Annotated in this window: 20 protein-coding genes; 12 read left to right on the top strand and 8 right to left on the bottom strand. The window is 36.9% G+C overall.

The genetic code is table 11. From position 1 onward, the window contains the following. Nucleotides 1–77 precede the first annotated feature (77 nt). The 4 genes from P7V56_RS12265 to P7V56_RS12250 form a co-directional block, all read right to left on the bottom strand. Nucleotides 78–2,297: a RelA/SpoT family protein gene (locus P7V56_RS12265; RefSeq protein ID WP_171222957.1), complete on the bottom strand. Its 2,220-nt coding sequence runs from the start codon at nucleotides 2,295–2,297 to the stop codon at nucleotides 78–80. A 102-nt stretch (nucleotides 2,298–2,399) separates the two neighbouring features. After that, entirely contained in the window at nucleotides 2,400–3,968 is a 1,569-nt protein-coding gene (locus tag P7V56_RS12260) for a serine hydrolase (RefSeq protein ID WP_171222956.1), read from the bottom strand. Between the two features lie 16 nt (nucleotides 3,969–3,984). Next, entirely contained in the window at nucleotides 3,985–4,776 is a 792-nt protein-coding gene (locus tag P7V56_RS12255; protein WP_171222955.1) for a TrmH family RNA methyltransferase, read from the bottom strand. Nucleotides 4,777–4,830: 54 nt separating this feature from the next. Continuing rightward, entirely contained in the window at nucleotides 4,831–6,564 is a 1,734-nt protein-coding gene (locus P7V56_RS12250) for a T9SS type B sorting domain-containing protein (protein WP_304986225.1), read from the bottom strand. Nucleotides 6,565–6,737: 173 nt separating this feature from the next. On the opposite strand from P7V56_RS12250, the gene P7V56_RS12245 reads away from it, so the two are divergent. From P7V56_RS12245 to P7V56_RS12235, 3 genes are read left to right on the top strand one after another with little or no spacing between them, the layout of a single operon-like run. After that, a complete protein-coding gene (locus P7V56_RS12245) occupies nucleotides 6,738–7,682 on the top strand; it encodes a GNAT family protein (RefSeq protein ID WP_171222954.1) in 945 nt (314 codons plus the stop codon). Then, entirely contained in the window at nucleotides 7,679–8,776 is a 1,098-nt protein-coding gene (locus tag P7V56_RS12240) for a DegT/DnrJ/EryC1/StrS family aminotransferase (protein WP_171222953.1), read from the top strand. Before P7V56_RS12245 ends, P7V56_RS12240 begins: the two co-directional genes overlap by 4 nt. Then, complete coding sequence (locus P7V56_RS12235) at nucleotides 8,777–10,048, top strand: O-antigen translocase (protein ID WP_262887777.1); 1,272 nt, start codon at nucleotides 8,777–8,779, stop codon at nucleotides 10,046–10,048. On the opposite strand, the gene P7V56_RS12230 is transcribed toward P7V56_RS12235, so the two are convergent. Continuing rightward, entirely contained in the window at nucleotides 10,045–11,184 is a 1,140-nt protein-coding gene (locus P7V56_RS12230; protein ID WP_171222952.1) for a glycosyltransferase, read from the bottom strand. The genes P7V56_RS12235 and P7V56_RS12230 overlap by 4 nt on opposite strands. A gap of 118 nt (nucleotides 11,185–11,302) precedes the next feature. Here P7V56_RS12230 and P7V56_RS12225 point away from each other — a divergent pair, with 118 nt between their 5' ends. Then, nucleotides 11,303–12,388, top strand: coding sequence for a glycosyltransferase (locus P7V56_RS12225; RefSeq protein ID WP_171222951.1), 1,086 nt, complete (start codon nucleotides 11,303–11,305; stop codon nucleotides 12,386–12,388). Beyond that, a complete protein-coding gene (locus P7V56_RS12220) occupies nucleotides 12,385–12,789 on the top strand; it encodes a sugar 3,4-ketoisomerase (protein WP_171222950.1) in 405 nt (134 codons plus the stop codon). Before P7V56_RS12225 ends, P7V56_RS12220 begins: the two co-directional genes overlap by 4 nt. Here P7V56_RS12220 and P7V56_RS12215 read toward each other — a convergent pair. Together P7V56_RS12215 and P7V56_RS12210 are read right to left on the bottom strand one after the other, a co-directional pair. Further along, nucleotides 12,775–13,701 (bottom strand): glycosyltransferase family 2 protein, encoded by a 927-nt coding sequence (locus tag P7V56_RS12215; protein ID WP_171222949.1) that lies wholly within the window; start codon nucleotides 13,699–13,701, stop codon nucleotides 12,775–12,777. The genes P7V56_RS12220 and P7V56_RS12215 overlap by 15 nt on opposite strands. Next, on the bottom strand, nucleotides 13,701–14,597 hold the full coding sequence (locus P7V56_RS12210; protein WP_171222948.1) for a glycosyltransferase family 2 protein: 897 nt from the start codon (nucleotides 14,595–14,597) through the stop codon (nucleotides 13,701–13,703). Before P7V56_RS12210 ends, P7V56_RS12215 begins: the two co-directional genes overlap by 1 nt. A gap of 63 nt (nucleotides 14,598–14,660) precedes the next feature. Here P7V56_RS12210 and P7V56_RS12205 point away from each other — a divergent pair, with 63 nt between their 5' ends. Beyond that, on the top strand, nucleotides 14,661–15,479 hold the full coding sequence (locus P7V56_RS12205) for a 2OG-Fe(II) oxygenase (RefSeq protein ID WP_171222947.1): 819 nt from the start codon (nucleotides 14,661–14,663) through the stop codon (nucleotides 15,477–15,479). After that, nucleotides 15,457–16,740: a glycosyltransferase family protein gene (locus P7V56_RS12200; protein ID WP_171222946.1), complete on the top strand. Its 1,284-nt coding sequence runs from the start codon at nucleotides 15,457–15,459 to the stop codon at nucleotides 16,738–16,740. Before P7V56_RS12205 ends, P7V56_RS12200 begins: the two co-directional genes overlap by 23 nt. Here the strand turns inward: P7V56_RS12200 and P7V56_RS12195 are convergent. Then, the gene (locus P7V56_RS12195) at nucleotides 16,709–17,392 is read right to left on the bottom strand and encodes a cell division ATP-binding protein FtsE (protein WP_171222945.1); all 684 of its coding nucleotides are present in this window, start codon (nucleotides 17,390–17,392) and stop codon (nucleotides 16,709–16,711) included. The two genes, P7V56_RS12200 and P7V56_RS12195, sit on opposite strands and share 32 nt — an antisense overlap. A 254-nt stretch (nucleotides 17,393–17,646) precedes the next feature. Between P7V56_RS12195 and P7V56_RS12190 the strand changes: the two genes are divergently transcribed. From P7V56_RS12190 to asnB, 5 genes are all read left to right on the top strand, one after another. Further along, nucleotides 17,647–20,661 carry a tetratricopeptide repeat protein gene (locus tag P7V56_RS12190; RefSeq protein WP_171222944.1) on the top strand — a complete coding sequence of 1,005 codons (3,015 nt, stop codon included), beginning with the start codon at nucleotides 17,647–17,649 and terminating at the stop codon, nucleotides 20,659–20,661. A gap of 23 nt (nucleotides 20,662–20,684) precedes the next feature. Beyond that, nucleotides 20,685–22,406 carry a TonB-dependent receptor gene (locus P7V56_RS12185; RefSeq protein ID WP_171222943.1) on the top strand — a complete coding sequence of 574 codons (1,722 nt, stop codon included), beginning with the start codon at nucleotides 20,685–20,687 and terminating at the stop codon, nucleotides 22,404–22,406. 80 nt (nucleotides 22,407–22,486) lie between these two features. Continuing rightward, nucleotides 22,487–22,930 carry a GreA/GreB family elongation factor gene (locus tag P7V56_RS12180; protein ID WP_171222942.1) on the top strand — a complete coding sequence of 148 codons (444 nt, stop codon included), beginning with the start codon at nucleotides 22,487–22,489 and terminating at the stop codon, nucleotides 22,928–22,930. A gap of 23 nt (nucleotides 22,931–22,953) precedes the next feature. After that, the gene (locus P7V56_RS12175) at nucleotides 22,954–24,525 is read left to right on the top strand and encodes a hypothetical protein (RefSeq protein ID WP_171222941.1); all 1,572 of its coding nucleotides are present in this window, start codon (nucleotides 22,954–22,956) and stop codon (nucleotides 24,523–24,525) included. 204 nt (nucleotides 24,526–24,729) lie between these two features. Next, nucleotides 24,730–26,346: an asparagine synthase B gene (asnB, locus tag P7V56_RS12170; protein ID WP_171222940.1), complete on the top strand. Its 1,617-nt coding sequence runs from the start codon at nucleotides 24,730–24,732 to the stop codon at nucleotides 26,344–26,346. The last annotated feature ends 152 nt before the right edge of the window (nucleotides 26,347–26,498 follow it).

Raw genomic sequence — 26,498 nt, 5'->3', positions numbered from 1 at the left:
ATCAAAGTTTCGGGTTCAAAGTTTCAAGTTTCAGGTTTCAGTTTCAAGTTTTTTACTCCCAACTTCTAACTCCCAACTCAATTGGTATAGACTCTCGTTACTTTATCTACTCCGTCAATCTTTTTAATATTATCGATTAGTTTTTTCAAAATGTTATTGTTTTGCACAATTACAGCCACTTGTCCGTTAAATATTCCGGCTTCACCGCTAAGAGAAATGCTTTGGATGTTTACGTGCATGTTGTTTGAAATGACTTTGGTCAATTCGTTGGTTAAACCCAAACTGTCCATACCGGTAATTTTCAAAATGGCTTTGAATTCCTGTTGCGAAGAGTCAATCCATTTGGCTTGCATGATGCGGTATGCATAGTTGGATTGTAGCGTGATGGCGTTCGGACAATCCTTTTTGTGGACTTTAATGCCTTCATTAATGGTGATAAAACCAAATACTTCATCGCCCGGAATCGGGTTACAGCACGAAGACAATTTATAATCTAATTTGTCCTGTTCGGTACCAAAAACCAGCATGTCAAAGTTCTTGCTGAGTTCTTGTTTGTTGATTTCATCCGGTCGGGTACTTGGGGAGCGCTTGATTTTGTTCTTGAAGAAATTCATCAAGGTATTGCTTTTTTGCGCTGCGAAATCTTTCAGTTGTTGATTTTCAATCGAGCCGATTCCCACGCGGTAAAACAAGTCTAAACTGGTTTTAAGACTGAAGAAATTCACCAATTCATTGACTACCGATTCACTCAAAGTAATCTTTAAATGTTTCATTTTTCGGGTCAGTAGTTCTCGACCGTCTTCGGCAATTTTCTTGGTGTCTTCGTTGAGTACGTTTCTGATTTTATTTTTGGCTCGAGAAGTGGTTACATAATCCAACCAGTTAATTGTTGGTTTTTGATGGATAGAGGTTATCACTTCAATTTGGTCACCGCTTTTCAATTCGTGGTTCAGCGGTACTAGTTTTCCATTGACACGGGTTCCTCGGGTTTTGATTCCGATTTCGGAGTGAATGCTAAAGGCAAAATCGAGTGAAGTAGCACCTTTGGGTAAAGATTTGATTTCTCCTTTAGGCGTAAAGACAAAGATTTCTTTGGCATACAAATTCATTTTGAAATCTTCTACAAAGTCGACCGCATTGGTTTCCGAACTTTCCAAGGCTTCTTTTAACAAGTTGAGCCAAGTGTCTAAACCGCTTTCTTCGGTAGCGCCTTGTTTGTATTTGTAATGTGCTGCGTATCCTTTTTCCGCAATTTCATCCATGCGTTCACTTCGTACCTGAATTTCTACCCAACGACCTTTGGGTCCCATAACCGTAATGTGTAACGCTTCGTATCCGGTAGATTTGGGAGACGAAATCCAATCGCGCAAACGACTCGGACTCGGACGGTAATGATCGGTCACTATGGAATAGATTTTCCAAGCCAGGAATTTCTCGTCGTGTAAATTGGATTTGTAAATAATTCTCAAGGCAAACTTGTCGTATACTTCGTCAAAAGTCACATTTTGTGCCGCCATTTTACGGCGAATGGAGTAGATGGACTTTGGTCGGCCTTTCATAGTGTATTCCACACCTTCTTCATTCAAAGATTTTTTCAGTACATCTGAAATGGTTTTGATGTAAGCATCTTGTTCCTCTTTGGTTTCCTTGATTTTGCTGACGATGTCTTGGTAAACATCGGGTTCGGTATATTTTAAGCCTAAATCTTCGAGTTTGGTTTTGATGTTGTACAAGCCTAAACGATGGGCAAGCGGGGCGTAAATGTATAACGTTTCGGAGGCGATTTTGACCTGTTTGTAATCAGGCATGGAATCCATGGTTTGCATGTTGTGCAAACGGTCGGCAATTTTGATTAGAATCACCCGAACATCGTCATTTAAAGTCAACAGCATTTTACGGAAGTTCTCCGCTTGCATAGAGATGTTCATGTCTTTTTTGACTTGGGAAATCTTAGTCAAACCTTCTACCAAATGCGCAATCTTAGGATTGAACATTTTTTCGATGTCTTCTAAAGTGACGTCGGTATCTTCCACCACGTCGTGCATCAAGGCCGCCGCAATACTGGTAGCGCCCAATCCAATTTCGGAAGCTACAATTTTGGCCACGCCTATCGGATGGAAAATATAAGCTTCTCCCGATTTTCGACGTTGGTCTTTGTGCGCATCAACCGCCACATCAAAGGCTTTTCTAATTAATTTTTTGTCTGAATCAGTAAGCGTTTGGTAACTTATGCGAAGTAATTCTTTGTATTCTCGGGCAATAGCTTTTTTTTCTTCTTCTAAATCAATTTCAATCATAGCAATTTCATTCAATTCCTAAAAATAAGCAATATTGATTTAAATTCCAATAATAAAATTCCAAATTAATTTGTTTTAGGAATTCATGTTTAAAATAGTTGCTTATTTCACTTTGTTAAAATCCAAATCGTGGAAGTCATAGCTGAAATCGGTCATAGGAGAAATAGCGTTCATAGTAAAGTGATTGGCATTGCCGTTGGTGTCTAAATCAAAGAAAATATGTGAATCGGCATTGAAACTTCGAACATTCCATTTCACTACAAAATTTTGGTTTTGGTAAAAGAAAATTTCACCGACTAATCTTTTGGAACGGGTAGAGGCAAAGTATAATTTGCCTTTCTTTTCATAAATAGTCACTTCGCCAAACCATTTATCGTTATAGGTTCCGATATATTTTTTGAAGTCGATTTTAATTTTTTGTTTTAGATTTTGGTCAACGACTTTCCAAACTTCTTCTGTGATTTTATCCGCATTGTCTTCTTTTGCCCTTCTTTCCTCACCAAAATAGGCCAAGTGATCAAATTTTGGCAAGCCCAAATAACTGTCCTTAATGGTATTGGAAATCACTGTAAAAGCTGCGCCGTTTTGTTGGTTAGTGAGCACAATAATCCCTAATTTGACATCGGGAATCATGATGGTTTGGGTAACGATTCCGTCTAATCCGCCGGTGTGCGAGACTTGTAAATGGCCATTGATGTCTTCCAAGCGCCAACCTAAGCCGTAATTCCTAAAATTTGAAGTGTATGGATAGGCATTGGGTAATGGTAAAATGGTTTGAGAAGTCCACATTTCTTTCCATTGTTTTTCACTGAAAAGTTGTTGGTTTTCGCCATATTTTCCTTTGTTCATTTGCACAATCAACCAGTTGCTCAAGTCATTTACGGAAGCATACAATCCGGCTGCGGCGTCAAAAATAGCGTTGGTATATCTGGGTACAATTTCGAGTTTGCCGTTGGTTGGTACATGCGGAACGATTACGTTGGTAGTGTCTTTTAATCTCGACCAAGAAGCGGCGCTTTTGTTCATGCCAATAGGTTTCATTAGTCTTTCTTCCACAAAATCACACCATGTTTTACCTGAAACTTTCTCGATCACTTCACCCGCAATTACGTAGAGCAAATTGTCGTAATCGTATTTAGTTCTGAAACCGGAAACGGGTTTCAAATATTGGATGTTTTTGACAATGTCTTTGGGTGTAAAATCATGACCATCGGGCCAAATCATTAAATCTCCTGCGCCTAATCCGAGTCCGCTTTTGTGGGTCAATAAGTCGCGAATAGTGAATTCATTGGTTACATAGTCATCGTACATTTTAAACTCCGGCAAGTATTTTTTCACCTTGTCATCCCAATTAATTTTGCCTTCATCTACCAAAATAGCCAAAGCCGAAGCGGTAAACGCTTTACTATTTGAAGCTATGCCGAACAAGGTATTGGCATCTACTTTTTGTTGGGTTTTGATGTTGGCCACACCATAACCTTTGGCAAAAACCAATTTTCCATCTTTGACAATGCCCACAGCAATGCCGGGAACATTAAAGGTTTTAAGGGTGTTTTCCACTAAAACATCGACTTCTTTTTCTGTTATTTGGGCATTTAATGAGAAACTAGCCAATAGAACTAGCCATGATAATTTAAAATTGCTTCGCCAATTCACTTTCGTTCGTGTCATAATTCATTATTTATAATTACTTAAATCCTCTTTGGCGTTTGGCTTCAAAAATCAAAATTGCCGCGGCTACCGAAACGTTCATGCTGTCGATTTCGCCTTGCATCGGGATAATGATATTTTGCGTGGCTTTGTCTCGCCAAAGTTGGGATAATCCGGTGGCTTCTGTGCCAACGACCAATGCGGTAGGTAGGGTGTAGTTTTGGGTATGGTATGCGGTGGAATTTTGTAAAGTTGCACTGTAAAAACGGATATTATTTTTAACTAAATACGAAATTACTTCTTCGGTGGATGCGGTCGCTATTTGATTGGTGAATAAGCAGCCTACACTGGAGCGAACGATATTGGGGTTGTATAAATCGGTTTTGGGGTTGGCGACGATTACGGCATCTACTTTAGCCGCATCACAAGTGCGCAACATGGCGCCGATATTGCCCGGTTTTTCTATAGCTTCCATCACCACAATTAATGGATTTTCAGGAAGTTTTAAATCGGTTAGCGATAAGTTTTTGATTTTGGCTACTGCTAAAATACCTTCTGTGGTATCGCGATAAGCCAGTTTTTGGTAAACTTCTTTGGAGATTTCTATTAATGGAATTTGGTGCTGCGTTAATTGGTTTATTTGTTGTTCGGTAATTAATTCAGGAAGAAAAAGGACGGTTTCCAATTCGTAATGACCTTTGAGTGCCAATTCAATTTCGCGTTGTCCTTCAATCAAAAAAGTGCCCGATTGTTTTCTGGCCTTAGCCTTTTCCTGTAGCAAAACCAAAGATTTGATAAAAGGGTTTTGTGCGCTGGTGATTTGTTTCATTATAGAGTTGTAATCCCGAAGTTTCGGAACAAAATTAAAAAAAGTTTTTTCTTATTAATGAACCAAATACAAATAACCGCTCATAGGTTCAGGATAATCCGGGTCATTTAGATAGAGAATATAGAAGTAGGTTCCGTCCGGTGCATTTTTAGTACCTAATCCTTCTTTGATATAGCCATCCCAATTGGCAGTGTTTTGGTTGCCGGTCCAAACTAATTTTCCCCAGCGATTGTAAATTTCCACCTTATAGTCTAAGAAAATATTTTGTAATCCGGCAATGGTAAAAGTGTCATTTCGAGTGTCGTTATTGGCCGAAATGTAATTGTATACTGTTGGCGGACAATTTCTGGAAGTCAGTAAAAAAGAAGTCGTTGCGTAGCAGTTTTCGTTGTCAATTCTAACAAAAATCTCTTTAGGGGTAACATTTGCGGTATAATTATGAGTATTGAAAATAGGATTGCTGCCATTCATGGCATCTTCTAAACTTTCATAAAAACCCACGCTATTTTCAGGGTCAGTTTTTACCGAAGTTTCATAAGCGGAAAAATCAAATGTGGCTTGGGTAAATCCTTCATTACAAGAAACCAAGTTCGCTAACGGATTGAATGTAGGCGAAGTACCAAGGGTTTCACTAACGGAAAAGGTATTGTTGGTTTCCACCATTTCATACACTACACCGGTGCCGTCGCCTTTGTCATCCACTACAAAGAGTATTTCAAATGTATCCGGAACCGAATCGGGTAAAACTAAAGTGACTTGACCGGTAGCATATCCATCCACCGGAATTGCGGCAGTGGTTTCAGTGATTTCTATGAGCTGACCGTTAATGTAAATCGAAATCGGAGTTTCCGCCGGAAGTGGTCCGGTACAATTCAGGTTGGCAACCGTATAATTAACCACGATGGTTCTTGAATCACAAGCTTTGTTGACAGCATCAATTGTGACTGTTGCGTCTGGTAATTGACTGTTGAGCTTGGTTACTACTGTGTTAATCATTACAAAATCCTGAAAGGAAGTCAGTGATATTTTTGCGCTGGTGTCACCAATGGCAATATAATCCTGAATATCATAAACATCTAAGTCCATATTGTATAGAGTAGTATTCCCGGTAAATGAATTGGTGCCGTTAAATACATTAGTCGACGGGTTTAAGGTATTACTCAACAAATCACCGTTGATTCGGAACTCTTCGGTAGCCAACAAAGTATCGCCTTCCCAAGCCAGAAAACCGACTTTAGAATTGAGATTATCGATTACATTCAAATTGTCTAGCGTGATGGCCAATTCATCAGGAACGCCTTCTAAACCATCATAAATATTGATTTGATTTAAAGGTAAATTGTCATTTTTGTAAATAATAATGATAGCCCAACCGGCGAAATTGGTTCTCCTTTGCAAGTGTAATTCTTCAAAAGCAGAAATATCCAAATCGGATAGGGTATAAGTGCCATTACCGGTACTTTGTACTAAGGTGGTAATATCTTTAAAAGCACTGAAATAAGTGAACTCAACCGTGTCAAAAAAGCGGCTGTAAGCAAAAGTTCTATCAGGTGTAATGGCTGTTGAATTGAGTGTAACATTGAAATCTCCATCACCACTTCCGGCCCAGTATAAATAGGCTTTTTCAATGATGTCGGTTGGGTTTAAATTCATCGTAGCCGAAGAAGAAGTAACGGTTACCGGACTGAAAATAGAGTTGTTCTCCTGTGTATTTAAAGTGTTACCAAAAAAAGTAAAATCGTACTTCCCGTTGAATTGCTCGTATAGGGTAATATCTTGTCCGCTCACACAGTAAATGTTGAGAAACAAGGCAATAAAATATAGCAATTTTCGTTTTAAATTCAAGGCAAAATTCGATTTAGTAGGTTAAAAATAAGTAAATAATTCGAATTTCTTATTTTTTGTATAGTGAATGCTATTAAAAAATAAATGTTTAATTTTCCAAAGTCTAAACCCAACCTGTGAAAAACTATACTGTAAGACGCTATCATTCGGATGATTTTTTGCTTTGGAATGCTTTTGTAGGCACTGCCCAAAATGCGACTTTTTTGTTTCATCGGGATTTTATGGAATACCATTCTGATAGGTTTCAGGACTATTCTTTGTTGGTTTTTGAAGGGGAAAAATTGATTTCAATTGTTCCGGCCAATTGCGTAGAAGATAGCGTTTATTCTCACAACGGATTGACTTACGGTGGTTTTGTTTTGAATCAAACAGTTGGAAGCGATGCTTTCGAAATGATTTATACCGCCGTAATTGATTTTTTAAAGAAAGAAAAGAAAAAGCTGCTTGTCATCAAAGAAATGCTTCCGTTTTACCATCAAACCGAAACCCTTGATTTTGGTGGTTTTTTTATCGAAAAAGGCGCGAAAATCACCGATAAAAAAATGAATCTCGTCATAGATTTTAAATCCGTTTATACCATTTCCAAAAGCAAAAAAAAGCATTACCGAAGGCTTCAATCTGAAGGTTTGGTTGTAAAGAAAGAAGACAATTTTGACGCTTTTTGGGACAAAGTATTGACGCCATTATTGGCTGAAAAATACCATACCAAACCATTACATACCTTATCTGAAATAACGTTTTTAAAACATAAATTCCCGCAAAATATTGAGCAATACAATTTGTACCGCGATGAAGAAATTTTGGCCGGAATCACTATTTTTAAAACCCCAAAAGTGGTCAAATCCCAATATGGCGCGACCACCGAAAATGGAAAGAAACACCGAGCACTCGATTATCTTTTCATACATTTGATTGAAGGGTTTAGTGAAACTTTTGATTATTTTGATATGGGAACTGTAGATGACGACAGCGAATTGGGTTACAACGAAGGTCTTTTAAATCAAAAAAAAGAATTGGGTTGTGGGCTTTATTACCAAAATATATATCAAATTGCACTATGATAAAATTCCTCGACTTGCATAAAATCAATTTACCTTATCAAGCTGCTTTTCAAGAGAAAATGCAACAGGTTTTAAACAAAGGTTGGTTTGTTTTAGGCGATGAAGTTAAAGCTTTTGAAAGCAATTTTGCACAGTACTGCGGTGCAAAATATTGCATAGGTGTAGGCAACGGATTAGATGCCATGGTGTTGATTTTTAAAGCCTATATCGAATTGGGAAAATTACAAAAAGGCGATGAGGTTATCGTTCCGGCGAATACTTATATTGCCAGTATTTTAGCCGTTCTGCAAGCCGATTTGGTTCCGGTTTTGGTTGAACCCAAATTGGAAACCTACAACCTCAATCCGGATTTGATTGCTGAAAAAATAACCTCCAAAACCAAAGCTATTTTAGCGGTTCATCTTTACGGACAATTGGCCGAAATGAATAAAATAAATGCCATCGCTAAGCAACATAATTTGTTGGTAATTGAAGATTCGGCACAAGCTCACGGCGCAGCCATGGGAGAAGTAAAAGCCGGAAATCTATCCAATGCCGCAGCCTTTAGTTTTTATCCCGGGAAAAACCTCGGTTCGTTAGGCGATGCCGGTGCGATTACAACGAATGATGATGCTTTGGCCAAAGTGCTTTTCGCTTTGCGAAATTATGGTTCTGAACAAAAATATTACAACGAATTTATCGGAGTCAACTCTCGTTTAGACGAACTCCAAGCCGCTTTTTTGACTGTCAAATTGCCTCATTTGGATAAAGAAAACGAAGCGCGAAAAAGCATTGTTAAACGGTATTTGACTGAAATCAAAAACGACAAAATTACTTTACCTTATTGGGATGGAAGTGATAATCATGTCTTTCATTTGTTTGTGATTCGTACGGAAAACAGACAAGCATTACAGGATTATTTGAAGCAAAATGATATCGAAACTTTAATTCATTATCCGGTTCCGCCGCACCAGCAAAAGGCTTTGTCGCAATGGAATTCACTTTCGTTTCCGATCACTGAAAAAATACATCAGGAAGTTTTAAGTTTGCCTTTGAGTCCGGTAATGACGGAAGAGGAAGTTGGTTATGTGATTCAAATTTTAAACCAATACTAATTGAAGTTTATTACTGAAATACGGCAAAAAGAACTGTTTAAAGTAACTTCTTTAAATAGTATAAGCGTGTTGATAAAAATCGTTGTAGGCTTTGTAAGTTCAAAAGTCATAGCGCTTTTTGTCGGTCCTTCAGGGATGGCATTGGTGGGTAATTTAAGGAATTTTGTAACCTCAATCGAGAGTGTTGCTACTTTGGGTTTTCAGAATGGCATCATCAAGTATGTTGCCGAATATGAGAAGGAACCGCAAAAAATTAATACTTTTTTATCTACGGTTGTGATTTCGATTTTAGGGATTACACTATTGCTCTCAGGCTTTCTTTTTTGGACTTCCGATTATTTGAATGACAAAATCTTCGGAGTTAATTTTAAGTATCAATCGGTTTTCAGAGTTTTGGCTTTATGCTTGCCATGGTATATCGCTTCGCTGTTTTTGGTTACGGTTTTAAATGGTTTTGGAGAATTCAAGAAAGTAATCAAAATCAATATTTACGGAAATATTCTTGGTTTGCTTTTGTCGGTTGCTTTAATCTGTTATTGGCAGGAGTTTGGGGCATTATTATCAGTCATCATGGCACCGGCCATTTTGTTTTTTATTACTTTGTTTTTTGTCAATTCTAAAATAGCTTTATTAAAAGTTTCTCTAAAAGAGTTTGATTTCGCCATCATTAAAAATTTAGCGGAATATTCATTGATGACCTTGGTGGCGGCAGTTTTAGGGCCAATCGTTTACCTTTTAATCAGAAATAATATTATACAGAATTTAGGCTATGATAAAGCCGGATATTGGGAAGCTATGTCGAGAATATCGTCTTATTATTTGCTTTTTCTATCCACGATTCTTACGGTTTATTTTTTGCCGAAATTGTCTAAGTCTGCTGATAATCAGGAAACCCAAAAAGTAATTTGGAGTTACTATAAAGGCATATTTCCTGTTTTTTTATTGGGATTAATCGTCTTGTATTTTCTCAAAGATTGGATTATCCCTATTTTACTCACCAAATCATTCCATCCGGTTTCGGCTTTGTTTTTTTGGCAACTTCTCGGTGATGCTTTCAAAGCGATGTCTTTGATTCTCGGCTATCAGTTTTTTGCCAAAAAAATGACTAAAGCTTTCCTAGTAACCGAGCTTTTTTCCTTGACAGTGCTTTGGGTTTCCAGTACTTATTTTATTTCAGTTTATGGCGTTGAAGGTGCTGTTATCGCACATGCTGTAACTTATTTTGTTTACTTTCTGACCTTATTATTCTATTTCAGAAAGACTGTTTTTTAGTTTGTTGAGCGCCAAACTTCCAAATACTTTTCGGCTATTTTCAAATAATCATGTTCGGCTTCAATAAAATTTCGAGCTCTTTTTCCGATGGCCTTTATTTCATTCGGATTTTCAATCAAAAAGGAGAGTTGTTCGACTAAATAATCCACATCAGGTTTGGCGTTGACAGCTACTTTTTCTTTCAGGTTGTAATGTTTTTCAAAAGATTCTTCTGCATTGGTAAAAACCACTTTGCCTTTGGCCATTGCTTCCAAAGCATTATAACCTTGATCGTGTCCGTATAGTTGGTCTAATATAATATGCGCTTTGTCATAACTGTTGATGTACGACTTGTAGGGTACATTTTCGCTAACCAAAACCGTTACATTGTCGGGATATTTTTGTTGGATAATTTCAAGTGCTTTTTCAAAAAAATCATTGCCTTTTTTAAAATAACTTTCCCGATTAATGCCATGAAAAATGACTACTCGGTCAGCAATTTCAGGCATGTTTTCAGGAAGCTTGTTCAGGTTTATCGGATTTGGAATCAGTCCTAAATACTTCGAATGGTGTTGCCACGGAATGTGATAATCCAAATCGGAAGCAATAACACCGGCTATGTTTTGATAAAGGTAATGGTGCAGTTTTTCAAAAGGTTTGGTTCTGAATTTTAAAACATTCGAAAAATGGTTGTCAGCAATTTTTTCGGCCAAATAGGGCTGAACAACGGATGGATTTTCGGGATGATTGAAGTTGTAATTCACATGTACATAATCATCACCGCAAGACAATAAGAACACTTTTTTATTGTGTTGGAAGAGGAATTTTAAGATCTTTTTTTCATGTTTGTAGTCACAAAAAAAACTGTTTTCATTAATGAGTTGAACTACGTCAAACCCTTGAAAATGCTGTTGGTTTTCCTGGAATTGTTTGTAGGTCAGGTAAGAAGAAATATCAAAACCGGTCAGTTTTAAAACCGCCAATTTTACTTTTTTCAAAAATCCATCATCCCATTTTTTAACCAAAGGAAAATCGACCGGAAAATCCTTGAAACCATCTTTAAAACCTAAGAGAGTCACGTCATTTCCCAGTTTAAGCAAACCTTCTTTTAAAGAATTGTGTAGCCGACTGTATTCTCCAATGAGTAAAATCTTCATTTTTTCTGCTTTCGTCAGTTCGAGTATCCCGATTTTAATCGGGATGTATCGAGAACCTTTAATGATTAAACTAATATATTTCTATATTTGACAAATATCTCCGCAATATAAGTAAGAAATGAAAAACAACCATAAAATAGCTATAGTTTCCGCTTCACTTGGTGTGGGCGGCGCTGAGCGTTTTGCCGGTTTGTTGAGCATGATGTTGCAGGATTTGGGTTATGAAGTGCATCATCTTATTATTTTGGATGTTGTCGATTATGACTATGAAGGTGAATTGGTCAATTTAGGAAAGTTATTTGTTAAAGAAAAAGGTATTTTCAGAGCCATTAAAAAAGGAAAATATATCGCAAAGTATTTGGCAGAAAATAAGATTGATACCATCATCGACAATCGTTCCCGACCAATGATATTGCGCGAGATTTTCACCAAATGGATTTATGGCAATCGCCAAACTTATTTCATGATTCACAGTGCCAATCTGGAAATGTACATACCAAAGTCTTGTTTTTGGGCGAATTATTTATACCGAAATGCGACAAAACTGATATGTGTGTCCAAAGGAATTGAAGAGTCGATTAAAAATAAATACCTACTCAACAATACGCAAACCATCTACAATCCGGTTGTTGTAACGGAATCTGTTATGGAAAAACCAAAGCATTTACCCGAAAAATACTTGTTGTTTTTTGGCAGATTAGAAGAAAACATCAAGAATTTTACCTTGCTTTTAATAGCTTTCTCAAAATCAAAAGTCTATGAAAATGGCGTAAAGCTTGTGATTATTGGAGATGGTGCCGACAAAGATTTTATTTTGGCCAAAATCGATATACTCAAATTAAGCGACAGCGTTGAAATGTTGCCGTTTCAAAAAAATATAACGCCATACATTCAGCACGCACACAGCACAGTTTTGACGAGTTATTTTGAAGGTTTTCCCCTGAGTATAGTTGAGTCGTTAGCGGTTGGGACACCGGTGATTTCTGTAGATTGTGAAACCGGTCCGAAAGAGATTATTCAAAATAATTTTAACGGATTGTTGGTTGAAAATCACAATGAACAAGCTTTGGCAGAAGCCATCAAAAAACTCTTTGAAGACAATAATTTGTACCAAAACTGTAAAAATAATGCTAAGAAAAGTGTAGAACATTTATCTTTGACAACCATTGCCCAACAATGGCAGGAATTATTAAATACAAAATGAGTAAAATAACCGACATCCAAATTCTGAATATTCCTAAAATCCACGACACGCGCGGCAATCTTTCGGTGATTGAAGGCGATGTGATTCCATTCACGATGAAACGCGTGTATTATTTGTATGATGTGCCTAGTGGTGCGGAACGCGGTGGTCATTCTCATAAAGTACAGCAGGAATTCTTAGTGGCTTTGAGCGGTAGTTTTGATGTAGTTTTGACCGATGGTCAGACTAAAAGAACGGTTACTTTAAACAAACCCAATGAAGGTTTGTTGATTCCCAATGGCATTTGGCGTGAGTTGGAGAATTTTTCCTCGGGTTCCGTATGTTTGGTCATTGCTTCGGATGTTTTTGAAGAAGCGGATTATATTCGGGACTACCAGGATTTTCTGCTATCTAAAAACTGATTTTCCTAAACCGATTTGGGCTAAAAAGTTTTTAAAAACCACCAAAAATTTCACAACAATACTCGGTAATTGCAATAGAATTACTTTTTTCCAGCCGATGGTGTCCAAATCAATTTGTTTGTAAATCGCTTTGGCAGTTTTTATATCACCACTGAGTTTGCATTTGATCACAGCCGAAAATCGGTTCAAATCTAAATATTGCTTCAGCTTTGGGTTTTGCTTTTCTTCGGAAGCGTATTTTTCAAAAGTATAAGGTTCGAAATAGTAATTCAAATTACGGGAAACACTACTTTGATCATAAACATAGCGCGCCAAAATTCTCCAAATAAATACAATCGGATATTGCAAACCTATGCGAATCCACAACTCGGTATCTTCTCCTTTTTTAATTTTAGTATCAAAATTTCCAACCGTTTCGAAAACACTTTTATGAATTACGACACTTGAAGTCCATAACACACATTCTTTCTGACTAGCGTCAAAGAAATCAACGATTTCAAAATCTCCTTTTTTAGCAATAGAATAATTTGCCGGAAAGGTTTTGTTTTGAGTTTCAATTTCAATAGCACAAGCAAAAACTTTTTGCTCGGGAAATTTTTGAATGTAGCTATGCGTGGTTTTCAAAAAATCGGGATGCCAAAAATCATCTGCATCTAAGAAACAAATAAACGCACCTTTAGCCTTGTCAATACCGAAGTTTCTCGCTGCGGCTACGCCTTCATTTTTTTTAAAAAAATACTGAATTCTTTCGTCTGAAAATGAATTAATGATGGCTTCACTGTTGTCTGTTGAACCGTCGTTAACGATGATGATTTCATAGTCGAAAAAGGTTTGGCTCAGCACACTTTTCAAGGTGTTGCCCACAAATTCTTCTTTGTTAAAGACCGGTATGACTATTGAAAAGTAAGGCATCAGCGATGGTTTAGTTGGCAAAAATACCCCAATCGATAAAGGTCAAATAAGAATATCGAAGGGTTTTTGGACAGTAAGTTTTTGATAAATAACTTCTTGAAGATTTTAAAAAGAAAAGTCGCAAAACCAACCAATTTCAATTGTTCTATCTTGACATAGGTTTTTGTCAATGTAGTATCCTCTGGATGAATAATTTTTTTGTCGATAATCTGTTTTAAATTCTGGAGTGAATAGTGGAACTTTTCTAAAAAAACGGCTGATTTCTCCAAGTTTAGGTGAAAAGCCGGATTTTCAATATGGGTAATCGGAATATGGTGGTTTTTTAAGCCTAAAATTAAGACAATATCTTCATAGCCGTAATGGTATATATCTCTATCAAAAGGATGCGATAACAAGACTTCTTTTCGAACCAAAATGTTTGAAATTAAAGTGTAATGATACGGATTTGACAATCTTTTTTTCAAAGGAATTTCTTCTCTGTTTTTGCCAAATATCCATCGCAATACTTCATCATCTTTGGGTTTCTCATCAAAGTAAATCAAACCACCGAAAACCACTTTATTGTTGCTTTTGGCCAGGCTTTTCAAATAAATTTTGAGAAAGTTTTTGCTTTTCGGATACATGTCACAATCCATCAATAATACCCAATCATATTGGGCTTTTGAAATCAGTAAATTCCGATTTTGTCCTCGACCTAAATTGGTTTCATTACGCTCAAAACGACATTGAGACAAGAGGTTAATTTTGGAATTAATTTCTGTAACTTCGTTTATAGGGGAAGCATCATCAACGACAATGATTTCAAAATCAATATTTTCCAAAACGGCCTGCTTGTGTAATTCTTCTACCAGCGGTAGTGTATTGAAATTGTATGTTGGAATAAGGATTGAAATCATTTAGAAAAACAGAATTAAGTAATACCTTTACAAAGAAATATATTTTTTGGCAATATTATCACTATGAACCGAATTGATTTAGCAAATCTTATTTTTGAGAAACTTAACCTGGAGAAAGAAAGGCTGAAATTTCAATTTGAACAGTCCGATTCCAATATTGGGTATTTCTTTGTTGATGATTTATTACCGGAAAACATTGCTCATAAAATAGCCCAAGTTTTTCCTGAACCTAACCAAATGGTTTTGAAAAAAAGCCTGCGTGAAGACAAATATGTTGCGGCCCAAATGAACTTATACGAGTCTTTGTTGGAAGAAATTATTTTTGCCTTTCAAGACCAAAGAATAGTTGATATTATTGGTGAAATCAGCGGCATCAAAAATCCAATTCCCGATGATCATTTATACGCCGGCGGGATTTCGATGATGGGGAAGAAGCAGTTTCTCAATCCGCACTTAGACAATTCACATGACAAAGACCGCAATTTGTGGCGTGTGCTCAATTTACTGTATTATGTAACACCCGATTGGCAGGAAGAATATGGAGGCAATCTCGAGCTTTGGCCCAACGGTTTAGAGCAAAAGCAAATCACCATTCACAGTAAATTCAATCGTTTGGTCATTATGGAAACACACAACAATTCACTGCACTCGGTTTCGCCGGTGGTTTTTGACGGTTATCGCCGTTGTGTTTCTAATTATTATTTTTCCCAACAGCCATTACTTGATTCGGATAGATTTCACGTGACTTCATTTCGAGGTCGGCCCGAAAATAAAATAACCGATTTGGTGCTGAGAACCGATACTTTCCTGAGAATGTGTATTCGTAAAGTGTTTAAAAAAGGCATTAAGGAAAATCCGCATGTTTATAAAAAAGACCAATAATTTGAATGTTTTGCTAAAAAAATACCGCTATCATTTGCTCATTGTTTTGGTGGGTTTGTGTTGGTTGGCCCTGCTGAATTTTCTTTTGCAATTAGACCAACAAACGTTGATTTATCCGGATTGTGATAATTATTTGGAATCGGCTCAAAAAATGTATCTCAAGTTTACCGGACATTATTACCGACCAATGGTAATGGCATTTATCACGGGTATTCCATATTTATTTGGCAGTTCCGATGCCGGAATTTTTCAATGGAGTTTGCTGGTAAATAGTGTTTGCTGGTTAGGAACGGCGTTGCTGTTGTTTGAAATCATCAAGCATTTTTTAGCAGAAAGAGTAGCTTTTGTCTTTGCTGTTTTGCCCTTTTTTATCTTCGGGAATGTGGTTCTGAATTTTCATTTACTAACCGAAAACATCTTTGTTTTCTTTATCATGATGGCTTTTTATTTGTTGTTCCGATATTATAAAACCGAGAAGTTTTGGTATTTGTCTTTGTCCTTGTCATTGTTATTATCCAGTATGTTGGTCAAACCCGGCGCCAAGTTTTTAGCCATTGTGGTTGTGTTGTTTTTTATCCGAGAAATTATTGGCAACTATAAGACAAGAAGCATAGTGTTTATCTACGGAAGTTTGCTGATGATTGCCATTCAAGTCGTGGGAATGAAAGCCCAATATGGCGATTTCACCATTAGTTATATAGATGGTGTAACATATCACAATTATATTTTCAGCAAGGCAGACTGTTTTAAAAATGGTAAAACCTATCATCAAATCAACAATCCCAGGGCGGAATATTTATTTAGTCTAGACTTTACCGATCAAAAGAAAGTGGCTTTGGAAGATGCCAAACAGCAATTGCGAAACAATTTTCCGAATGTTGTTAAAGCTTATTTTGATAATCTTTTAGAGAATTCGAAATCCGGAAATCCGAGTGTTTTTGATCTCAAAAATCACCAACAGAAAAGCAATTTTTCATACTGGAAATCAATGGTATTTGACGCTACCAAATGGCAAAACAGGTTTTTCACCTTGTTGGGCGTTTTGCTCGCATTGTACTTTGGGTTGAAATATTATAAAAAAGACAAGTTTTACTTTTTCGTGGCCTTTTTTGTCGGATACATCATCTTGTTGTCCGGCATATCCAGCGGTCAAGGCGATCGGTTTCACTTGGTGACCTTCCCTTTTGTGATTTTGCTTTCGGCTAAATTTTTAAGCGATAAGAATTGGGTTAAACGGTTTTCTGAACCACTTCAAAAATAGTATTATCTTCACACTTCAAAGTCTTTGACGGGAATTTCATCAACAAAGCATAGTCGTGAGTGGCCATGATTACCGTTTTTCCGTTTTCATTGATTTTTTTCAATACACTCAATACTTCCGCACTGGTTTGCGGGTCAAGATTTCCGGTAGGTTCATCGGCCAAAATTAACTCAGGATCATTCAACAAAGCTCTTGCGATAGCTACTCTTTGTTGTTCTCCGCCCGAAAGTTGGTGTGGCATTTTATTGGCAATGCCTTTTAAACCTACTCGTTCCAAAACATCGTCAATCTTGTCTTGCATGGCTTTTTGGTCGGTCCAACCGGTAGCTTTTAAAACAAACAGCATGTTTTCATTAACACTTCGGTCTAACAATAATTGAAAATCCTGAAATACAATCCCGATTTTTCTTCTCAGAAACGGAATATCATCTTCTTTCAAATTCACTAAATTATAGCCTACGATGCTTCCGGTTCCTTCTGTCAAAGGCAAGTCACCGTATAAGGTTTTCATGAAACTACTCTTGCCTGTACCGGTCTTACCAATGATATAAAGGAATTCGCCTTCTTTTACTTCCAAGTTAATTTGGGATAAAATGACTTTGTTTTCCTGATAAATCGTTACGTTTTTTAAAGATAAAACTGCTTCTGACATGAGTAATTGGGTTTATTGGGTAAAAGTAATAAAGATAAAGCTTGATTTCAAAATATATTTTTCTAATTGAGATAATAGATGAGAGACGGATAGATAATAGACTCATTTCAAATAGAATGTCAATCACCTCTTTATCTATTATCTCTTCTCTTTCCCCTAAAAAAAATTGTTTAAAACAATGTTTATAATAAATGGTATAGTTTTTACGTTATAGGGTATAGAGTAATATTTTTGGATAAGTAAAAATAAAAACCATGCGAAGCGTTTTAATGTTATGTTTTCTACTGACTGTTGGAGGATTTTCAACAGTTTCAGCCCAACAATCTGCTATTTACACCCATCAGTTATCCGATTTTGACAAAGCGATTGCGTTGTATAAAGACAAGCAATACCAATCGGCACAAATTCTTTTTGAAAGGGTTAAACAAGACAATACCGCAGAAGATGTTCAAGCCGATTGTGCTTATTACATCGCCAATTGCGCTATTCATTTGAACCAAAATAACGCCGACGAATTGATGGAAAAATTCGTTGCTGACCATCCAACCAGTTCAAAAACCAACCAAGCTTATATTGAAGTGGCGCAGTATTATTTTGAGCAAGGGAAGTTTCCTCAGGCTTTACAATATTTTGATAAAGTTGACGAAAGTGCGTTGACTTACGAGCAAACTGAAAAATTTACGTTCCAAAAAGGTTATGCTTATTTTACGGCAGGCAATAAAAAAGAAGCAACCAGTTATTTTAACAAAGTAGTTAATTCTAAAGAATATGGTTCGCAAGCGAAATATTACTTAGGTTTTATGGCTTATGAAGGCGACAATTACCAGGAAGCCAACAAGTATTTCGAACAGGTTTCCGATGAAGAAAAGTACAAAGAGAAATTGTCTTATTTCAAAGCCGATATGCACTTTAAATCGGGTGAATTCCAAAAGGCTATCGATGCCGGTTTGGTAGCGATGCCCAATTCGAATGCCTCAGAAAAATCAGAATTGAATAAAATTATAGGTGAAAGTTATTTCAACTTGAAACAGTATGACAAAGCTTTACCATATTTAAAAGAATACCGTGGCAAAAAAGGCAAATGGAGTAATACCGATTATTACCAATTGGGTTACACTTACTACATGCAGAAAGACTATGAAAACGCCATTTTGCAATTCAATAAAATTATTGACGGTAAAGACTTTGTAGCCCAAAACGGTTATTACCATTTAGGTGAGTGCTATTTCAAAACCGATAAAAAGCAACAAGCGTTAAACGCATTCAAAAGCGCTTCTGAAATGGATTTCGACAAACAAATTCAAGAAGATGCCAATTTGAATTATGCCAAATTGAGCTACGAAATTGGTAACTCTTACCAATCGGTTCCCGATGTCTTGTCCGCATTTTTGGCCAAATACCCAAATTCGCCGAGTAAAACCGAAATTGAGACATTGCTAATCAATTCCTATATCACTTCTAAAAATTACAAAGACGCGTTGACATTATTGGAAAAAAACAATACCGAAGCCAACAAAGCAGCTTACCAAAAAGTAACCTTCTATCGCGGTATCGAATTGTATACTGATGGAAACTACAAAGATGCGTTGGCAATGTTCAAAAAGTCAATTGCTACACCAAGAAACGAAAAGTTCACCGCCAGAGCGACTTTCTGGAAAGGCGAAACAGAATATGTTTTGGATAATTTCAATGAAGCTTTGTTGAGTTTCAAACAGTTTGCAGGTTACGCTGAAGCGAAAAATACGCCGGAAAACAAAAACATTAATTACAACATAGCTTACGCTTATTTCAAGCAAAAAGAATACAGTCAGGCCGGAGATTATTTCCAAAGTTTTATTGATGCCAACAAAGACGACAGAGTGCGTTTGAATGATGCTTACTTGCGTTTAGGCGATTCGCGTTTTGTGACTTCCAAGTATTGGCCGGCTATGGATGCTTACAACAAAGCTATCGAAATGAAAGGCATTGACGCCGATTATGCCGCGTTCCAAAAAGCTTTGAGTTATGGCTTTGTTTCGCGAAACGACAAAAAGATTGAAGACTTCAATAAGTTTTTGCAAAATTTCAAAACTTCACAATACCGCGACGATGCTTTATTCGAGTTAGGAAATACTTATGTAGCCGAAAACAAAACCGATTTGGCCGTAAAAACTTATGACCAATTGTTGAGCGAATTCAAAAACGGTTCGTTTGCTTCAAAAGCAGTTTTGCGTCAGGGTTTGGTATATTACAACGCCCAAAAAGACGAACAAGCCATTGCCAAATTCAAAAAAGTAGCCGCCGATTATCCCAGAACTCCGGAAGCTTTAGAGGCTGTTTCAACCGCACGCTTGATTTATATGGACAATGGAAAAGTAGATGAATATGCCTCTTGGGTGAGAACGTTAGATTTCGTAGAAGTTTCGGATGCCGAATTGGACAACGATACTTACGAAGCCGCAGAAAAGCAATATTTACAAAACAATACCAAACAAGCGATTTCAAGTTTGAGCGGTTATGTTTCCAAATTCCCTAATGGGATTCACGCTTTGAAAGCCAATTTCTATTTGGCACAATCTTATTATGCTGACGGTTTGGAAAGCAATTCGGTTGCGGGTTATGAATATGTAATTAGTAAATCGAGAAATGAGTTCACCGAACAATCATTAGCGCGTTTGGCCGAAATTCATTTAAAGAAAAGCGATTATACAAAAGCCGCTCCAATCTTAAAACGTTTAGAAACCGAAGCCGATTTTCCGCAAAACGTGACTTTTGCGCAAGCCAATTTAATGCGTGTGTATTACGACCAAAAGGATTACGCCAATGCCGTGGTTTACGCCGATAAAGTATTGGCCAATCCAAAAACCGATAACAAGGTAAAAAGCGATGCACAGATTATCGTCGCGCGTGCTGCGATTCAAGTGAATGATGAAGTGAAAGCGCGTTCGGCTTATGCCAAATTGTTAACAATAGCCAAAGGAGAATTAGCCGCTGAAGCTTTGTATTACGATGCCTACTTTAAAAACAAAGACGGCAAATATGAAGAGTCGAATAAAACAGTTCAGAAATTGGCCAAAGACTATTCGGGTTATAAATATTTTGGTGCCAAAGGTTTGATTGTAATGGCCAAAAACTATTACCAAATGAAGGATAATTTCAGCGCGACTTCTATCTTAGACAGCGTGATTAAAAACTTTGCTTCTTTCGAAGATGTAGTAGCAGAAGCACAAACAGAATTAGATTTTATCAAAGGCGAAGCCGCCAAAACGAATTCTTCAATAACCGAATAAATCTCCCTGAATCATAAATAGATATGAAACAAGTAAAATATATAGCAGCTATTCTTTTTTTGACCCAAATTTCTTTTGGACAAAAAAAAGACGACAATATTGGAACCGAAGTCGTAAACGTCGTGAAACCTTATACGCCAACCATTTCCGATGCTTTTAAAGTAAAAGAAACACCAACGTTGGACGACGAAGAAACACAGAAAAAAGAAAATATTAAATACAATATTTTTTCTTTCCCCGTTGCATCTACTTTTGCGCCTTCTAAAGGAAAAGCCGCCAATGTAGACAAATCACCCGAAGAGAAAATATTCAGTAATTATTTGACTCTTGCTGCCGGAAATTACGGAACAGCCAACGTTGAATTATTCGTTACCGAAAATGTCAGCAATACCGATTATTTCGGTGGAATGTTGCGCCACAGTTCGTCTCAAGGCGGTATTAAAGACGTAGTCTTAGATGATAAGTTCATGAATACGGCCTTAGATTTAACTTATGGTAGCAGAACCAAAGCCATGAATTGGAATGCCGATTTAGGCTATAAGAATCAAATCTACAATTGGTATGGCTTCTATCCGGGAACATTAACCGATGCCACTATTGAAACTATTGATGAGCAACAAACGTATCACACTTTATATGTAGGCGGAAGATTGGGATTGAATAGTGTTTTAAAAGAAAGCTCGGTGAAATTCAGTCGTTTTTGGGATGCTTTCGGTTCGGCAGAAAATCGTTTTGTAGCCAAACCATCCTTAGAATTTGATATCGTAGAGCAAAAAATAAAAGCCAATTTTATCTTGGATTATATCAGCGGGTCTTTCGACAAAAATATGGTTGGAAATGCAGGTTATAAATATGGTTTTGCAAATGTTGGTTTCCAACCCAGTATCAGAATCCAAAAAGACGATTTGACCGTGAATGCGGGAGTAGGTTTCTTTTACAGTGCGGCACAAGAGCAAGGTGAGAGCAAGTTCTTTATCTATCCGCAAATTACAGGTTCCTATAAAGTTGTAGGCGATTTAATGATTTTTTATGCCGGTGTTGAAGGCGGATTAAAGCAAAATTCTTATCACGATTTTGTACAGGAGAATTTCTTTGTGTCACCAACGTTAATCGTAGCACCAACCGATCAGAAATATGATGTTTATGCCGGTTTGAAAGGCAAACTAGCCAACAGTGTAAGTTATAACATTCGCGGCTCTTACACGAACGAAGACAACAGAGCTCTTTTCAAAAGCAATGGATATGAAGAACTTATTGGCACCGAAGGCTATCAATACGGTAATTCCTTTAAGGTGGTTTATGACCAATTAAAAACAGTAAGTTTCTTTGGGGAATTAAAAGCTGATTTCACTAAAAACATGACTTTCGGGATTAACGGAACTTTCAGCAGTTATTCAACCGATGTTGAAAGTGAAGCTTGGAATTTGCCGAGTTTGAAAGTGAGCACTAGTTTAGAGGTAAATATAACCCCAAAATGGTTCGCCGGAACGAGTTTATTTTTTGTAGGTGAAAGAAAAGATTTTGCTCATTTTGCCTTCTTGTCTTTGCCTCCGGTTGAGGACAAAATAGTAACCTTAGACAGTTATTTTGATTTGAATGCCCATGTGGGTTACAAACATTCAGAACGCTTGACGTTTTTCTTAAAAGGAAACAATTTGGCCAACCAAGATTACCAACGCTGGTTAAACTTTCCGGTGCAAGGATTGCAAGTACTTGGTGGCGCGAGTTATAAATTTGATTTTTAGATAATTAGACAGTTAGACTTCTTAGACTGACTTAGATAAAATCTAACCATCTAAGAAGTCTAGTAATCCAAAAATCTGCAATGAAACAACAAGTTCTTCATTATTACAAACAGTTAGTACAAGACCGAATTGATGTGTTTCAAGATATGATTTCCGGTTTGACCATTGATGCGCAAAATGATGCCAAAGGATCGGCCGGAGATAAGCACGAAACGGCATTGTCGATGATGCATTTGGAACAAGAGAAACTCAATTACAAACTCAAAGAAATACTAGAACAAAAAAAAATACTAAACGCTATTGATGACACTATTACCCACAAAGTTATTGCCTTAGGAAGTTTGGTCACAGTGAACGGAATGACACTTTTCATTTCGACAGCTTTGCCGAAAATCAGCCTCAATGACAAAACCATTTTTGCGGTTTCTCCACAATCACCTTTGGGAAGCCAATTGATGGGAAATAAAGTTGGGTATGCATTTGAACTCCAAGGGAAAAACTATACGATTGATTTTGTTGAGTAAGTCTAACCCTAAAATAGTGTATTATGAAAGTCAAACTAATCATTGTTTTTTTATTTGTTATTAGCCAAATAAAAGCCCAGTACTCAGAGTTTAAATTGCATGACAACGGATTAATTTACTCCGAAACCTCAATGAGCAAATTAAAGCGTATTGTTGATTCCCTTAATCTTAAGTTTAAAGTTTGTGATTTGAGTAAGAAGTATTATTCAAACCGTCAAGCCATTGCACATCACCTTTCTTTGGATGGAAATAAAGCCAAAGAAGCCAAAGCTGATATTGAAAAGAATATATCTTTTGATGATTTTATCAAAAAGTATCCAAAGACCAAAGTGGTAGAAAAATTGGTAGTAATTGCCAATCAGTACAAAGATTATGACAATAAGAGTGTGCTTGAGTTTTTCAATTTGGAGCTTTCTGAAAGAGACAATTTCAACTTCTATTTTAGAGACCAAAACGAATCCGAAGTAATCCATGGCAATTGGATTTATGATTATAATGAAAAAGGTAAATACTCAGGTGAAGGAATCAACGCTTATTATCTAGTAAAGCCATTCGAATCCTTGCTTTTACCTCAAAAATATTCAAAGCTTATTCAATATTCAGATTGTTTGATTGATACCACAGCCACCATATTCAATGAAAATGCCAAAAAGACTTATCGTTATTATGATGAGTCTGTTCCCAATAAGCCCAGAGCGTTTAATGATTATGTCGAAAAGGTTTTGAAAAGGCCCGAATTTGATAACGAGAAATTTGATGTTATTATGGGTATGGATACTATCGATTTTGAAAGGCCTAACAAAAAACTCAGCAAGAAGGAACGGTTAGAAAGAGAAAAAAGAGCGGTTGTAATCGAAAAAGAGTTTGAAAAGTTCGGAGAAAAAATGGATATATGGGAATCTTCAAGATTGACAAGAATAGATTCTTTAAAAAACAATGATCCTAATTTCATGCCCAAATTATTAGAGGCTTATGCTGAAGCTAAAATCAACAGCGCTTCCGAAGACCAATTTGAAGAATATGTCGGATTGTATATTTCAAAAGAAGCCGAACTGGAACTGAAACGAAACCGAAGAGTAGTTGGTGGTTGTAGCATGGATGACAGTCCGAGAAGGCATGCGTTAAGTATTGCCATTCTTTCTGCTGAAACGACCAAATGGGAAATCTTTTTACAATCACACCTCAATATTATGAATGATCGCTTCGACAGAGTGAGTGATGGTAGTTGGGCGCAACAAGGCAGAAGTACTTACATCAGAGAAATAGAAGATTTAGAGATTAATGTACTCGACTTGTTGTTTGGAATTTCCCTAAGATTGGAGAATCCGGCAGAGAATCATTATTTTGGGAGTATAAACCGATTAGGAAGGGCTTTGTCTGAAAGTAAAAATAAAACCGAATTTGAAAATAGGGCTTTGGCTATGATTGAAGACAATGAATTGGATACCTACAATAGGTTGTTGGTTTACTACCTTTTTCGCAATTACAATCATAATCTAGAAGATGAGAACCATCAAAAGACAAATATGGAAAAACTTAAAGTCTCCATATCAAAATTGCCTGATTACGTCGTCAATAAAATCGACTTGAACTAATATTTAAAAGCTGTCAATTGACAGCTTTTTTTACATTCTTTAATCAGACTTCTCATTTTTTAATGTTGTTACTTTCATAAATATCTTTTATCTCTTCATTTAGTTTAAAATTAAAACTAATTATCACTTTTTAATTTTAGTATTGAAACAAATATAGCACTTTTGCTTTATCAAATAAACAATAAAGAATTAAAGAATACGATTATGTGCGGAATATTAGCCATTATAGGAAAAGGAAAAGACGAGCAATTGGTGAAGCAACTTTCGAAAAGAATGTCGCATCGCGGACCTGATGAAAGTGATATCCATGTTACGGAGAACGGGCATATATTAAGCCACGAGCGTTTGTCGATTATTGACCTGCATTCCGGAAGACAGCCTATTCAAGGTTGTAGCACGGCTTGGATGGTTCATAATGGCGAAATATACAATCACCAAGAGTTGAGAGATACAATTTTGAAAGATCATGTCTTCCGTTCTAAATCGGATTCAGAAGTCATAGTGCATTTGTATGAGAAGTTTGGTTATGATTTTGTTCATTTATTAGATGGTGATTTTGCTTTTGTGGTGATTGATGGCGATGATTATATTGCCGGACGTGATCCGCTGGGTGTAAAACCTTTATATTATGGAGTAGATGAAAGAGGAAGAATGTATTTTGCTTCTGAAATGAAACCGATTGCCGATCAGTGTAAAACGTTTTCCACCTTTCCTCCGGGGCATTATTATACCGCAGAAACCGGTTTTGTGAAATACTATACTCCAGAATACGAAGATTATACAGCTTGTGATACTGAGGTTGATTATACTGCTTTAAGAGAAGCTTTAACCGAAGCCACACGCAAAAGATTAATGAGTGATGTGCCAATTGGCGTTTTACTTTCGGGCGGATTAGACTCGTCATTAACATCAGCTATTGCGGCACGGTTGTTAAAAGAAAAAGGAAAAGAGTTACACTCATTTTCTATAGGTTTAGATGCAGATGCGCCGGATGCCAAAGCTGCTAGAAAAGTAGCGGATTTTTTAGGGACTACACACCATGAAATCCACTTTACGATTGAGCAAGGAATTGAGATTTTGGATAAATTGATTTGGCATCTGGAAACCTATGACGTAACCTCTGTAAGAGCCAGTACGCCAATGTATTTTTTGTCTAAGGCGATTACGGATATGGGGATTAAAGTGGTACTTTCGGGCGAAGGTGCTGATGAAGTTTTTGGTGGGTATTTGTACTTCAGAAATGCGCCAAGTACCGAAGATTTTACCAAAGAAACCATCGAAAGAGTGCAAAAATTATTTACAGCCGATTTACTACGTGCCGATAAATCAACCATGGCACACGGATTAGAAGCACGAGTGCCGTTTTTAGACAAAGCGTTCTTAGATGTTGCCATGAAAATTAAAGGCGAAGAAAAGCAGCCTAAGACTTACGATGGAAAGGAAAAATATATTTTAAGAAAAGCATTCGATACACCGGAACAGCCATACCTTCCTGATGAGGTCTTGTGGCGTCAGAAAGAGCAATTCTCCGATGGAGTAGGTTATAACTGGATTGACACTTTAATCGAATATTGTGCAGCCCAAGTTACCGATGAGCAGATGGAACAAGCTGCAGCATTATTCCCGTACAATACTCCGGCAACGAAAGAAGCTTATTACTACAGAACTATTTTCCATAAATATTATCCACAAGTCAGTGCCGCACAAACCGTGCGCAAATGGATACCAAAATGGCAAGAAAATCAAGATCCAAGCGGACGAGCCAACTCGGCTCACGTCCAAGCAGATGTTGAAATAGCAAAACCAAGCGTTAACGTTTGAGTTTAGATTGAAGTTTAGTTTGTTTGTTAAAGAACGTCCGTCATTTTTGACGGGCGTTTTTTTGTTGAAATCCTGCCAAAAATGTTAATAACTTAAAGGTTTTAAACCCTTTTTTCAATAGGAAATCCTATGCGTTTTTATATATTTGCGTG

The sequence above is a fragment of the Flavobacterium sp. IMCC34852 genome (assembly GCF_030643905.1).
GTDB classification, from domain to species: Bacteria; Bacteroidota; Bacteroidia; order Flavobacteriales; family Flavobacteriaceae; genus Flavobacterium; species Flavobacterium rivulicola.
The sequence above is the reverse complement of the archived record's forward strand: the minus strand, read 5'-3'. Positions and strand labels throughout refer to the sequence as shown.

Coding starts and splice junctions, on each gene's coding strand:
- P7V56_RS12265 (WP_171222957.1), bottom strand. CDS start 2,297: ATGATTGAAATTGATTTAGAAGAAGAAAAAAAAGCTATTGCCCGAGAA.
- P7V56_RS12260 (WP_171222956.1), bottom strand. CDS start 3,968: ATGACACGAACGAAAGTGAATTGGCGAAGCAATTTTAAATTATCATGG.
- P7V56_RS12255 (WP_171222955.1), bottom strand. CDS start 4,776: ATGAAACAAATCACCAGCGCACAAAACCCTTTTATCAAATCTTTGGTT.
- P7V56_RS12240 (WP_171222953.1), top strand. CDS start 7,679: ATGATAAAATTCCTCGACTTGCATAAAATCAATTTACCTTATCAAGCT.
- P7V56_RS12230 (WP_171222952.1), bottom strand. CDS start 11,184: ATGAAGATTTTACTCATTGGAGAATACAGTCGGCTACACAATTCTTTA.
- P7V56_RS12225 (WP_171222951.1), top strand. CDS start 11,303: ATGAAAAACAACCATAAAATAGCTATAGTTTCCGCTTCACTTGGTGTG.
- P7V56_RS12220 (WP_171222950.1), top strand. CDS start 12,385: ATGAGTAAAATAACCGACATCCAAATTCTGAATATTCCTAAAATCCAC.
- P7V56_RS12215 (WP_171222949.1), bottom strand. CDS start 13,701: ATGCCTTACTTTTCAATAGTCATACCGGTCTTTAACAAAGAAGAATTT.
- P7V56_RS12210 (WP_171222948.1), bottom strand. CDS start 14,597: ATGATTTCAATCCTTATTCCAACATACAATTTCAATACACTACCGCTG.
- P7V56_RS12205 (WP_171222947.1), top strand. CDS start 14,661: ATGAACCGAATTGATTTAGCAAATCTTATTTTTGAGAAACTTAACCTG.
- P7V56_RS12200 (WP_171222946.1), top strand. CDS start 15,457: ATGTTTATAAAAAAGACCAATAATTTGAATGTTTTGCTAAAAAAATAC.
- P7V56_RS12195 (WP_171222945.1), bottom strand. CDS start 17,392: ATGTCAGAAGCAGTTTTATCTTTAAAAAACGTAACGATTTATCAGGAA.
- P7V56_RS12190 (WP_171222944.1), top strand. CDS start 17,647: ATGCGAAGCGTTTTAATGTTATGTTTTCTACTGACTGTTGGAGGATTT.
- P7V56_RS12185 (WP_171222943.1), top strand. CDS start 20,685: ATGAAACAAGTAAAATATATAGCAGCTATTCTTTTTTTGACCCAAATT.
- P7V56_RS12180 (WP_171222942.1), top strand. CDS start 22,487: ATGAAACAACAAGTTCTTCATTATTACAAACAGTTAGTACAAGACCGA.
- P7V56_RS12175 (WP_171222941.1), top strand. CDS start 22,954: ATGAAAGTCAAACTAATCATTGTTTTTTTATTTGTTATTAGCCAAATA.
- asnB (WP_171222940.1), top strand. CDS start 24,730: ATGTGCGGAATATTAGCCATTATAGGAAAAGGAAAAGACGAGCAATTG.